Annotated in this window: 12 protein-coding genes; 4 read left to right on the top strand and 8 right to left on the bottom strand. The window is 68.9% G+C overall.

All coding sequences use genetic code 11. The annotated features are described in order from the left end of the window. The first annotated feature begins 43 nt into the window (after nt 1-43). On the top strand, nt 44-1,375 hold the full coding sequence (locus ACFQ91_RS06475) for a DUF418 domain-containing protein (RefSeq protein WP_232623834.1): 1,332 nt from the start codon (nt 44-46) through the stop codon (nt 1,373-1,375). Here ACFQ91_RS06475 and ACFQ91_RS06470 read toward each other — a convergent pair. Both ACFQ91_RS06470 and ACFQ91_RS06465 read right to left on the bottom strand, forming a co-directional pair. After that, nucleotides 1,359-2,663, bottom strand: coding sequence for a hypothetical protein (locus ACFQ91_RS06470; protein WP_198500529.1), 1,305 nt, complete (start codon nt 2,661-2,663; stop codon nt 1,359-1,361). The two genes, ACFQ91_RS06475 and ACFQ91_RS06470, sit on opposite strands and share 17 nt — an antisense overlap. A gap of 76 nt (nt 2,664-2,739) precedes the next feature. Continuing rightward, a complete protein-coding gene (locus tag ACFQ91_RS06465; protein WP_198500528.1) occupies nt 2,740-3,774 on the bottom strand; it encodes an EamA family transporter in 1,035 nt (344 codons plus the stop codon). A gap of 71 nt (nt 3,775-3,845) precedes the next feature. On the opposite strand from ACFQ91_RS06465, the gene ACFQ91_RS06460 reads away from it, so the two are divergent. Continuing rightward, nucleotides 3,846-4,781, top strand: coding sequence for a LysR family transcriptional regulator (locus ACFQ91_RS06460; protein ID WP_232623833.1), 936 nt, complete (start codon nt 3,846-3,848; stop codon nt 4,779-4,781). On the opposite strand, the gene ACFQ91_RS06455 is transcribed toward ACFQ91_RS06460, so the two are convergent. The 3 genes from ACFQ91_RS06455 to ACFQ91_RS06445 form a co-directional block, all read right to left on the bottom strand. Continuing rightward, a complete protein-coding gene (locus tag ACFQ91_RS06455; protein WP_198500527.1) occupies nt 4,702-5,607 on the bottom strand; it encodes a hypothetical protein in 906 nt (301 codons plus the stop codon). The two genes, ACFQ91_RS06460 and ACFQ91_RS06455, sit on opposite strands and share 80 nt — an antisense overlap. Nucleotides 5,608-5,609: 2 nt before the next feature. Beyond that, a complete protein-coding gene (locus tag ACFQ91_RS06450) occupies nt 5,610-6,185 on the bottom strand; it encodes a hypothetical protein (RefSeq protein WP_198500526.1) in 576 nt (191 codons plus the stop codon). A 214-nt stretch (nt 6,186-6,399) separates the two neighbouring features. Then, nucleotides 6,400-7,215: a hypothetical protein gene (locus tag ACFQ91_RS06445; RefSeq protein ID WP_198500525.1), complete on the bottom strand. Its 816-nt coding sequence runs from the start codon at nt 7,213-7,215 to the stop codon at nt 6,400-6,402. A gap of 128 nt (nt 7,216-7,343) precedes the next feature. Between ACFQ91_RS06445 and ACFQ91_RS06440 the strand changes: the two genes are divergently transcribed. Further along, on the top strand, nt 7,344-7,571 hold the full coding sequence (locus ACFQ91_RS06440) for a DUF3073 domain-containing protein (RefSeq protein ID WP_137825870.1): 228 nt from the start codon (nt 7,344-7,346) through the stop codon (nt 7,569-7,571). 75 nt (nt 7,572-7,646) lie between these two features. Here the strand turns inward: ACFQ91_RS06440 and purM are convergent, their stop codons facing one another. Genes purM through ACFQ91_RS06425 form a run of 3 tightly spaced genes read right to left on the bottom strand, consistent with a single transcriptional unit; the run spans nt 7,647 to nt 10,742 of the window. Continuing rightward, entirely contained in the window at nt 7,647-8,750 is a 1,104-nt protein-coding gene (purM, locus tag ACFQ91_RS06435; protein ID WP_198500524.1) for a phosphoribosylformylglycinamidine cyclo-ligase, read from the bottom strand. A gap of 1 nt (nt 8,751) precedes the next feature. Beyond that, nucleotides 8,752-10,233 carry an amidophosphoribosyltransferase gene (gene purF, locus ACFQ91_RS06430; RefSeq protein WP_198500523.1) on the bottom strand — a complete coding sequence of 494 codons (1,482 nt, stop codon included), beginning with the start codon at nt 10,231-10,233 and terminating at the stop codon, nt 8,752-8,754. Between the two features lie 44 nt (nt 10,234-10,277). Beyond that, nucleotides 10,278-10,742 (bottom strand): hypothetical protein, encoded by a 465-nt coding sequence (locus ACFQ91_RS06425; protein WP_198500522.1) that lies wholly within the window; start codon nt 10,740-10,742, stop codon nt 10,278-10,280. 165 nt (nt 10,743-10,907) lie between these two features. Between ACFQ91_RS06425 and ACFQ91_RS06420 the strand changes: the two genes are divergently transcribed. Continuing rightward, nucleotides 10,908-11,912 carry a universal stress protein gene (locus ACFQ91_RS06420; protein ID WP_198500521.1) on the top strand — a complete coding sequence of 335 codons (1,005 nt, stop codon included), beginning with the start codon at nt 10,908-10,910 and terminating at the stop codon, nt 11,910-11,912. Nucleotides 11,913-11,961: the final 49 nt, after the last annotated feature.

The raw sequence follows: 11,961 nt of genomic DNA, 5'->3' as shown, positions 1-11,961 counted from the left end.
CCAGCGACTCTGACTCTGCCCCTCCCCGCACGTTAGGCACCGCATGAGCCATCCGCCCCAGCCTCACCCCCAGCCACACCCTCAGCCGCACCCCCAATCCGCTCCCCCACCCACCGCGGGACCGCCTCGGCGCGCGTTCGCTCCCGACCTCGCCCGCGGCTTCATGCTCTGCCTCATCGGGATCGCCAACGTCTCGGCCTACCTGTGGGGCACGTCGAGCGCCGACTCCCTGACCGGCCATCCGCCGAGCGACTCCGCCCTCGACGTCGTGCTGTCCGTGCTCACGATCCTCTTCGTCGACGGCAGCATCTACCCGATGTTCGCGTTCCTCTTCGGCTACGGCATCGTCCAGTTCGCCCGCAACCGCACCGCCGCCGGCGACAGCCCCCAGTCGATCACGCGGATGCTCCTGCGCCGCCACCTCTGGCTCGTCATCTTCGGCTTCGTCCACGCCGCGCTCCTCTTCGGCGGCGACATCCTCGGCGCGTACGGCCTGTGCGGGCTCGCCCTCGGCTACCTCATCGTCAACGCGCGCGACCGCATCCTCACCATCACCGCGTGGGTGCTCACCGGCGTCCTCGTCCTCTTCGTCCTCGTCCAGATCGGGTTCGTCGCACTGGCGCTGGCCTTGGGCGGCGGGACCGACACCGAGGTGGCCGCCGGGTCCGACGGGGAGGACGTCGTCGCCGCGAACACGATCCTCGGCAGCCTGCTCACCCAGGGTGCGGACGAACCGAACTACCTGCTGGCCGCCGGCATCCGCCTCCTCGTCTGGGTGATGGCGACCGTGCTCAGCATGCTCGCGCTCACCGTGCCGATCACCATCATCCTCGGCGGACTCGCCGCCCGGCACTGGTGGATCGAACCGCGACCGGCGGAGTCGGGAACGGCACCCAACGCCGAGGCGGCCCGCCGTCCCCGTCTCGGCCTCGTCGCCGCGATCGGCGTTCCCGTCGGTGTCCTCGGGGCGCTGCCCCGGGCTCTTGCATACCTCGGCTGGGTGCCGGAGGACGCGGCGTTCGTCCAGCTCTTCAGCGGGCTCAGCTCCCTCACCGGCGCCTGCGCCGGCATCGGGTACGCGGCTCTGTTCGGCCTCATCGGGCTGCGCGTCCAGAACCGTCCGCCGAGGCTTCTGCTGCCTGTGGCCTACCTCGGCAAACGCTCGCTGAGCTTCTACCTCCTCCAGTCGGTGATCTTCGCCCCACTGCTCACCGCATGGGGCTTCGGCCTCGGCGGAACGTGGAACACGACCCCGGCGTTCCTCCTCGCCATCGGCGTCTGGCTCGTCTCGCTCGGCCTCGCGACGTGGTTGGAGAGGAAGAACGCCAAAGGCCCCGCCGAGGTGGTGCTCCGCCGGCTCACCTACGGACGGTGAGGCCGGGGTGAGCCACCCACGCGTACGCATCGTCGTCGAACGACCAATCGACGACCTCGGTGATGCCGCTGATCGCGTCGGTGAGCCAGTACGTCGTGTCGGGGTTCCATCCGGCCATGAGACTCGCCGTGTTGCAGTCGGTGTTGCCGCGGAAGGGCGCATCACCTCGTCCATCCACGATGCTGTCGTCGCTCACATCGATGACGACACCGGCGGTGCGCACGTACCCGGCCAGGCTGACATGGACGCCGTCGAACTGCTCAGCCACACGTGACCAGTCGGGGATGACCCAGCGACCCTTGCGTCCGGTGGCTTCGAACCACACCTCTCGCCGCTGCGCGGTGAGATCGAGCGGAAACCTCCGGCAGAGCGCAGCCCACTGCTCCGGACCGCTGACGGTGAACACGCGGGAGGTGTCCCGCAGACGCACCCGTCGCGCTCTCGCTCGTTCGAGTCCGAAATCGTCCTCGACCAGGCCAAGACCGATGGGCTCTCCGCTCGGCCACGTCCCGGTCGTCGACCAGAGCTCAACCGCAGGGGTCGACCACCACTCCCCCGCGCCGACGTCGAAGGGGCTGAGACGGTAGGCGCGGCGAGACGACTCCTCTTCGGCCATCACTTCTGCACGCCACTGAGCCAGACTCGTCGCCGCCTCATCGGTCGGCAGCGACGGCTCCACACCGCCGAGAGGACTGAGGAGATCGGTCGGATCCGCACCGAGCACCCGCCTCGTCGCGTCACGGTTGGGCGGGTCGTCCCACGTCAGCTCCCACTGGTCGTCGACATGGGGACCACGCGACCATGTCTCGAGGAGTCCGCTGTCGACAACGGCTTCGGCCCACGGACCCAGAGCATCGACCATCTCCGGATCCTCGGCAAGGACCGCATCGGAATGCGGCGGCTGCCAGTACATCGCTCCAGCGATGACCGCGACCATTGCGTGTTCGAGGTCGGTCTGAGTCGGTGGGACCGGATCGAGGCTTCGCAGTGCTTGCGCGACCTCGGTCGGCTGCACGTTGCGAAGATGGGTCTCACCGTCATCGCCGCCGTAGACGGCCGAGTCGATCCCTCGCTGCCTGTCGAGCACGCAGACGGCACGGTGCATCGCTTCGCTGACAACAGCGAACGGAACCGTCTGGTCCGAGTCCGGGCTCTCGCCACTGGTGACGAGATTGAGCACGAGTGACCGTCCCCGCGGGGACGCGAGCAGGTCATCGACCGTCAGCGGCCCACCGAGGTGGAACGAGGCGGGCGATTGGGCACCCGGAGCGTGGTGGTCGTCAGGCATGGTCTCACCCTAGACGGCCTGGACCTGCGCACGACCGGAGCGAGAAGAACCGTGATCGAATCGCGCCTCGGCAGGCTCACCGGGTGCCAGACGTCCCTGCGGGGACGTCCTCGTCCGACTCGCTCTCCGACCCGACCCCAGCCTCGGCATCGGCAGCCTCCGGCACGATGGGCACGGGATCGGGCACCGCCTCGGCGATCGCCCCTGCAGCCGCGCGCGGCCCGACGCCTGCGCGCAGTCCGGCACCTGCCCGCAGACCGGCACCGAGGACGCCGATGATGACGAGTGCTGCCCCGCAGAGCTCGCCGATGGTCACGGTCTCCCCGAAGGCGAACCATGCCGCGCTCATGCCGACGATGGGCACGAGCATCGAGAACGGGGCGACGACGCCGGCGGGGTTGCGCGAGAGCAGCCACGACCACACGCCCGACCCGATGACCGTGGCGATGACGACGGTGTAGACGAGCCCGGCGATGCCGAGCAGACCGGTCGGCGTCGCCAGCGTCGTCAGGGATGTCCCGATCCGGTCGGGGCCTTCGACGAGCAGGGCGAGGAGGAGCATGGGCACGGGCGGGACGACCGACATCCACATCGTGAACTTCACGGGTTCGACCGAATGCGCCTGCCGGTTGCAGATGTTGCCGATCGCCCAGCCGAAGGCGCCGGCGAGCGTGAGGAGGAACGGCAGGAAGCTCGCGCTCGAGTCGAGCCGCTGCCACCCGACGACACCGAGCCCGGCCATGGCGAGCAGGAGGAACGCCATCTGCGAGGCGCGCACCCGCTCCCGCAGCACCGTCATCCCGAGGAGGACGGTGAACGGCCCCGAGGCCTGAAGGACGAGGGAGGCGAGTCCGGCGGGCATGCCGGCGGCCATCGCCCAGTAGAGAAACGCGAACTGGAGGATGCCGAAGCCGAGCCCGTAGCCGAGGATCCACCGGAACCGCACCCGCGGCATGGGGACGAAGAGGAGTGCGGGGATCGCGAGGAGGGAGAAGCGCAGCGCGACGAGGAAGAACGGCGGGAACTGGTCGAGGGAGAGGTCGATCGCGAGGAAGTTGAGTCCCCACATCACGGCCACCGAGGCGGCGAGGAGGCAGTGTCTGGCAGTCATGACTCCATTCTTGAGCGGCCCACTCATTAGCACAATCGCAAAGATCTGAAGTGTCCTTGTAGCATTGCTTCATGGTCATCGATCCGCGGCACCTCGAGCTCCTCCGCCTCCTCGATGAGCGCGGCAGCGTCACCGAGGTCGCGCGCGTCACGCACCGCACCCCCTCGGCGGTCTCCCAGCAGCTGCGGCAGGCGACCCGGGAACTCGGGCGCGCCCTCGTCGAACCTGCCGGACGCGGACTCGCCCTCACCCCGGCGGGGCGGCTGCTCGCCGCGGGCGGCCGGGACCTCGCCCGCACGCTCGCGCGCGTGCAGGCGGACTGGGAGGGCCACCTCGGCGAGCCCATCGGGAAGATCACCCTCGCCGGGCTCCCGAGCGCACTCACCTACCTCCTGCCCGACGCCCTGCGCGAACTGCACCGGACGCATCCGGGACTGCGGCTGCGAACCTCCGACGTCGACCTCGCCGAACACGAGTTCGCGGCCCTGACCAGCGATGTCGACATCGTCATCGCCCACAGCCTCGTCTCCGACCGACCGGCAGGCACGGACGGACTCACCGTCGTGCCGCTGGCGCGGGAACCGATCGACGTCGCGATGGCCACGGCCCACCCGCTCGCCGCGAGAGCCGAGCTCACCCCCGACGATGTCGTCGACTGTCCGTGGGTCGGGGTGCCGCACGGATACCCGTTCAACTCGGTGCTGCTCTCCCTCGCCCACGTCACCGGTCGCGACCTCGACGTCGTCCAGCGCATCCGCGACAACCGGCTCATCGAGGCGATCGTCGCCTCGAGCGATCAGCTCGCCCTCCTCCCCCGATTCACGACACCGCGGGACGCCGGGCTCACCCTCGTCCCGCTGTCGGGAGTGACGACGATGCGCTGGGTCGTCGCCGTCATGCGCCCGGACACGGCCGAACGCGTCGCGGTCAGGCGCGTGCTCGAGGCGCTGACGCGAAGCGACGAGGGACGAGCTTCTCCAACGGCAGGAACGCCGCCCAGCAGATGACGGTCGGGAGGAAGTGGATCCCGAGCGCGAAGTACGTCATGAGGTGGAAGAGGCAGAAGAAGGCGACGATGAAGTAGATCGCCTTGCCCTTGACGAACAGCGCGATCGGCGAGAGGAACTCGAAGACGAGCGTTGCCCACTGGGCGGCGATGAGGAGGCCGGGCATCTCGAGGAACGGCTTCGACCATTCCGCCCCGCGGCGCATCAGCGCCCAGATGATCACCGCGCCGTTGGCCCAGTCCGTGATGTCGCCGGAGGCGATCCACTTCATCAGCACCGAGTAGAAGTACGTGAGGACGACGGAGATCTGGACGACGCGCAGCGCCCAGCCCGCCTTCGCCGAGGTGGTCCCCACCTCCCGGAAGCGGGCGACGCCGACCGTGGGGAGGACGACGGCGGCGATGACGAGCGCCATGTGGTCGTGGGCGACGTACCCGTAGCCCTGCGTGTAGAACATCCACGCCCCGAAGGTGATCGCGACGATGATCCCGCTCGTGCGCTGGAGGATCCCGATCGCGGCGAGCACGCAGAAGGTGATGATGAGGGCGAGCAGGATCTGCGCGCCGAGGACGCTCACCGGTGGGATGCCGAGCACCCGAGCCAGCCACAGCGGCTGGTAGAGCTCGGGCGTCCACCCGTGCGGGATGACGTCACCGGAGATCGTGAGGACGTCGATGATGATGAAGACGTAGATGATGAAGCGGAACACCGCGACCCGCGCCAGCGGCACCTGCGGCATGAACCAGCGGAGGAAGGGATTGCGGTGGTCGGGCAGGGTCGGCGACAGAGTCCCGGCGGTCGGCGGAGTCGTGGTCGAGGAGGCCATGGTCACTGCACCTCCCACGTCGCGAGGGTCCGGGTCACAGGGTCGCCGACGCTGCGGCCGTTGTCGAGCTGCGTCGTGTCACGGCAGAGGATCATCTCCTCGGGCTCGGGCTGACCGGGATGGAGCCGGATGTAGGAGTCGGCGAGCGTCTGGAGCAGCTCGGGGTTGTCGATGACCCGCTGCAGCTGGGATTCGACGTCACCGCGCTCGATGCCGACGGTGGCCGTGTTGAACGCGAGCCGCGTCGGTTCGTCCTCGCCGGGGAACCGCGCCGCGATGCACGTCGAGTTGACCTCGCCGTTGAGGTCCTTCGCCGTCGCGTACTGGGTGAGGGAGCCGAGCGGGAAGAAGTCGTTCGTGTTGAGGAACTGCCCCGCCGTGAGGATGACGAGGGCGACCGCGGTCACCGCGATCCGCCAGCCCGTCCCGATCCGCGACAGCGGTGCCCTCGCCGAGGCGGTCGCGGGCCCAGGTGCGTCAGCGGGCTCTGATGCGTCAGCGGGCTCGGGTGCGCTGCCCGGTTCATTCGCGCTGCCTGGCGGGGTGTTCGTGAGGAGTCGGCGCTTCTTCTCGTCCATGTGCTGCGGGGCTCATCCTCTCGTGCCGCGGTCGGTCGCCCGGTCCGGCACTCTGGGTGCGCGGACGGTCTGCTCAGACGATGCCGGGGCGGACACCTCGGCGATCTCGGAGACAATCGTAGCGTTTCGCACCAGCACCGACGCTCAGCAAGCGGTGCACCTGTGGCCGGAGTCCCGCATTCTCAGCACCCCTCCGGGCGCTGCGGGCCACCGCTCACGAACCGCGCGCGTAGAGGTTGAGCTGCTCCCACGCCGCGGCGTACTTCTGGAACGCGGCGGTCGCGGACTCGATGTCGTCGTTGCTCAGCGCCGTCACCCACGAGTCGACGAGCTCCGGACCCTCGTTCGGCCACAGCACCTCGCTCATCCCGCCGAGGTCGAGTTCGAGGATCGAGTTCATGTCGAAGCTGTCGATCCACTGCGCGAGCACCCCGGTCTGCTCGACCATGTCGACGACCTTCGACTTCTCCGCGATGGTCTCCGCGGCCCACTCCATGCGCGCCGAGGCGGCGAGGATGTCGGTGCGGATGAGCACCCGCATTCCGGCCTCGGTGTCCTCGGTGATGACCTGGTCCTCCCCGAGGGAGAAGAAGAGCCACCATGCCGGGGGCACATCCCAGGCCGAGACCCGGGTGAAGATGCGGGTGTCCTTCGTGTCCTGGAGCCACTCGGCGCGGTGCCCGGCCGCCCGCCGCCGGGCGGACTTCGGGGCGATGATGTCGAGCGTCGCCTTCGACGTGTGCTCGGTCAGCGACTCGAGCGCCTCCCAGCCGCGGATGTCCTCCTGAGTGGGGCTGAAGCGGTCCACGCCGTCCGGGGTCTGAGACGCCGGGAGGAAGATCGGGGTGTTGCGGAACGACTCGGCCACCGGGTTCGGGGGAAGCGAGATCAGGCGCTGATCCGCGTCCGCCGCTACCTGCGCTTCGATGCGCGCACGGTTGTCCTCGACCTGCCTGTCTTGCAATTCGGAATGAACCACCGTGGGTTCGAAGATCCGCAGGGAGACGAGATATTCGCGACTGTAGGACATGGGTTCAGCCTATCCAAGGTCGCTTCCCGAAATGGAACTTCCCACCGCGAACAGGTAGGATTTAAGCGCATAGCAGAGATCTAGTCTGGGGCGAGCTGCCCCACATGACGACGGAGGGGGTCACGCCAGTGGGTCGCGGCCGCGCAAAGGCAAAGCAGATCAAGGTAGCTCGGAAGCTCAAGTACTACAGCCCCGACACTGATCTCAATCGTCTCCAACAGGAACTTGGCACGGACTCCCATGAGTCCTCCTCAACCGACGCCTATGACGACGAACCCGATTACTCGGAGTACGCGGACAAGTACAACGTCGACGACGAAGACGGCGACGACGAGTACACGGAGCGCCGCTCCTGAGCTGACCCACGACGCATGAGGAGGGGCGGAGACGTGAAGTCTCCGCCCCTCCTCATCTGTCTGGACTCTGCTGTCTCAGCGGAGGATCGCGGCTCCGCCGTCGACGCCCTTGGCGCCCTGGACGTAGTCGAGCTCCCCGGACAGCGAACCGTCGTCGGAGCGCACCTCACCGAGGATCCACGATCCCGGGCTCGCCGCGAGCACCTCGTCGACGCGATCAGCAGCGGTGACGAGCACCATGCCGACGCCGAGGTTCCACGTCCGCTCGCGGTCCGCGCGCGGCACCCCGCCGAGGTCGCCGAGGACGGTGAAGACCGCAGGGATCTCCCACGAGTCCCGCGACATCGTCGCGACGAGACCGGGCGGCAGCACCCGGGCGATGTTCGCCGACAGGCCTCCGCCGGTGACGTGGGAGACGGCGTGGACGGCACCCGGCAGCGCCGTGAAGAGGGCGTTGAGTTCGCCCGTGTAGACGTGCGTGGGAACGAGGAGCTCCTCGCCGAGGCTGCGCGAGAACTCCGGGACCTCCCGGTCCAGGTCCCAGCCCGCCTCGGCGATGATGTGCCTGACGAGGGAGTACCCGTTGGAGTGGATGCCGGAGGACGGCAGTGCGATGAGGACGTCACCGGCCTCGACCTTGTCGGGTCCGAGCAGCTTGTCGGCGTCGACGACGCCCGTGGCGGCACCAGCGACATCGTATTCGTCGACGCCGAGGAGGCCCGGGTGCTCGGCGGTCTCACCGCCGACGAGGGCGACATCGGCCTGCGCGCACGCCTCGGCGATGCCGCGGACGATGTCGGCGATGCGCTCGGCCACGACCTTGCCGCATGCGATGTAGTCGGTCATGAAGAGCGGCTTCGCCCCGCACACGATGATGTCGTCGACGACCATGCCGACGAGGTCGAAGCCGATCGTGTCGTGCTTGTCGAGCGCCTGGGCGATCGCGACCTTCGTGCCCACGCCGTCGGTCGACGAGGCGAGCAGCGGACGCTCGTAGTCCTTGAGCACGGAGACGTCGAAGAGTCCCGCGAAGCCGCCGACCCCGCCGATGACGTTGGCGTTGTGGGTCGCGGCGACCGCTGACTTCATGAGCTCGACGGCCCTGTCGCCGGCCTCGACATCGACGCCGGCGGCGGCATAGGTCGTCGTCTTCGCGGTGTCGGTCTCGTCTGGGCTCAACTCAGCATCCTTTGTCGGCGGGGGTGGTGTTGACGGGAATCGGGTACTCGCCGGAGAAGCACGCGGTGCACAGCTGGCTGCGCTCCTGCTTCGTCGCCTCGATCATCCCGTCGAGCGAGATGTAGCCGAGCGAGTCCGCGCCGAGCGAGGTGCAGATCTCCTCGGTGCTCAGGCCGTTGGCGATGAGTTCGGCCCGGGTGGCGAAGTCGATGCCGTAGTAGCACGGCCATTTCACGGGCGGGGAGGAGATGCGGATGTGGATCTCCTTGGCACCGGCCTCCCGGAGCATCCGCACGAGCGCGCGCTGCGTGTTGCCGCGCACGATCGAGTCGTCGACGACGACGAGGCGCTTGCCCTCGATGTTCTCGCGGATCGGGTTGAGTTTGAGGCGGATGCCGAGCTCCCGCAGCGTCTGCGAGGGCTGGATGAACGTCCGACCGACGTACGCGTTCTTCATCAGGCCCTGGCCGAACGGGATGCCCGATTCCTCGGCGTAGCCGACGGCCGCGGGCGTGCCCGATTCCGGGGTGGCGATGACGAGGTCGGCGTCGACGGGGAACTCCTGGGCGAGCTTGCGCCCCATCTCCGTCCGGGCGCCGTGGACGATCTGCCCGTCGAGGACGCTGTCGGGCCGGGCGAGGTAGACGTATTCGAAGACGCAGCGGGCCGGCTTCGCCTCGGCGAAGCGGAACGAGCGCAGCCCGTCCTCGTCGATGGCGATGAGCTCGCCGGGCTCGACGTCGCGCACATGCGAGGCGCCGACGATGTCGAGGGCCGCGGTCTCCGAGGCGACGACCCAGCCGTTGGACAGTCGGCCCAGCGACAGGGGGCGGACACCCTGCGGGTCGCGGGCGGCGTAGAGCGTATTCTCATCCATGAAGACGAGCGAGAACGCCCCGTCGACTTCGCAGAGCAGCTTGAGCGCGGCGTCGGTGAGGTCCTCGCCCTGCTCGGTCGCGAAGAGCTCTGTGACGAGTGAGGTGTCGTTCGAGGAGTCGCGGAAGGCGCGGGTGCGGCTGCGCTTCTTCGTCGCTTCGGCGACGACCTTGTTCGCGTGGTCGCGGCGGGAGTCGGCGAGCTGCTCGAGTTCGTCGAAGTTCGTCAGGTTGCCGTTGTGGGCGAGCGCGACGGTGCCGAACGGGGTGGGGCCGAGCGTCGGCTGCGCGTTCTCGAACGACGGCGATCCCGTCGTCGAGTAGCGGGTGTGGCCGACGGCGATGTGGCCCTGGAGGAGTTCGAGGTCGCGTTCGTGGAACACCTGCGAGACGAGCCCCATGTCCCGGTAGACGAGGATCTGGCTGCCGTTGCTCGCGGCGATGCCCGCGGACTCCTGCCCGCGGTGCTGGAGGGCGTAGAGCCCGAAGTAGGTGAGTTTGGCGATCTCCTCGCCCGGAGCCCAGACTCCGAATACCCCACAGGCATCCTGCGGTCCGCGGTCCAGGGGGTCGATTTCGTGGGTCAGCTGCCCGTCTCCTCTTGCCACGGAAAGAATTGTCTCACACGCGCGCGGAGGGGCTGACCGCCGCCTCAGGCCCCGGTCGTCGGGCGAGTGGAGCCGCCCTGGTCACCGGTGGTGCGCCGGTCGTCGGCAGGAGGTTCGGTGGAGGTCGCGGATGACGGTTCGGCGGGGGTCTCAGCGGCCGTTTCGGCGGGGATCTCCTCACCCCGCATCTCAGCGATCCGCCGCTGGGCGATGACCTTGGGGTCGTCGACGAGGTCGATCTGCGCCTCGACCCGGTACTCGCGGGCCCGCTTGCGCCCTCTCCAGTCGAGGATGAGGGCGACGAGGCCGCCGACGAAGAGACCGCCGACGCCGAGGACGACGAGGAGCAGACCCGCGCCCTTGGCCACTGTGTACTCGGCGGGGACCTCGCTGGGGTCGATGACCAGGGTGAGCAGTCCCGCGAGGAGGACGCCGGCGATCGCACCGACGGCCATGAATGCCGCGAACTTGGGGCTGCGACGCACCGAGACGTCGATCTGGTCCTTCATGATCTCCTTGGGGCAAGGTCAGTGGCGCCGGGGGAACCGGCGGTTTCGATCGACTCCAGTCTAGACGAGGCCCCGCCGGCCCGCTCCCAGACAATCCCACAGCGACCGCCTCTTCCCATAGACTGGCAGGAGGACACGGATGGGCTCTCACACACAGGGGTGGACATGTCACACACGATCATCGTCGGAATCGACGGTTCCGCCAACAGCCGCTGCGCCCTCGACTGGGCGATCGACCATGCCAAGCTCACCGGCGCGCAGCTGCGCCTCGTCGCCGCCTACACCGTGCCCGGCATGAACATGAGCCGCGCTGACATCGTCTACCCGGCCGACTTCGACAACTCCGTCAAGGACTCGACCAGGCAGCTCTGCGAGTCCGCTGCCGAGGTGGCCCGGCAGGCGGGTGTGCCCGTGACGACGATCGTCGCCGTCGGTGACGCCTCGGGAGTCCTCATCGACAGCTCGTCGACGGCCGATCTCGCCGTCGTCGGCGCCCGCGGACACGGCGGGTTCTCCGGTCGGCTGCTCGGCTCGGTCGCGCTCGCGATGCCCGCCCACGCCCACAGCCCCACCGTCGTCATCCCGAGCACGTGGCCCGACCGTCCCGCCGCCGATGAGCACCAGCCGATCGACCAGCCCGTGCGCACCTCGCAGGACGGTCCCCGGGTCGATGCCTCGCAGGACTCCAAGGAGCGCCCCGACTTCACCGGTCAGATCGTCGCCGGCGTCGACCCGTTCGACACCGACAGCCCGGTGCTGCGGGAGGCCGCGGTGCAGGCGCAGCTCTACGGCAAGCCGCTCCACATCGTCGGCGTCACCGCCGCGCACATCCTCTCCCCCGAATGGCTGCCGAGCGAAGAGCACCTGACGAAGCTCTACGACGAGGCGGCCGCGGCCGACGAACTCGCCGTGGCGACCCTGCGCGACGAGTTCCCCGACCTCGACATCCGCTGGTCGGTCTTCGACGCCCCGGCCACCGAGGTGCTCGTGTCCGCGTCGCAGACCGCCGACCAGATGATCATCGGCTCCCGGGGGCGCGGCGGCTTCGTCGCGACCCTCCTCGGGTCGACCTCGCAGGGCGTGCTCGCCCATTCGCTCTGCCCGACCCGGGTCGTCCGGGTGGGACGGCGGGCGAAGGCGGACAAGCACGCGAAGGCCGCCCAGGGCTGAGGCCCGGGTTCGGGCCTGCGCCCTCGCCTGTGCTCAGCCGAGGGCGATG

This window comes from Brevibacterium sp. NPDC056726 (assembly GCF_042790515.1).
Classification (GTDB): domain Bacteria; phylum Actinomycetota; class Actinomycetes; order Actinomycetales; family Brevibacteriaceae; genus Brevibacterium; species Brevibacterium sanguinis.
Note: the sequence above shows the minus strand (reverse complement) of the source record. Positions and strands in the feature narration are given on the sequence as shown.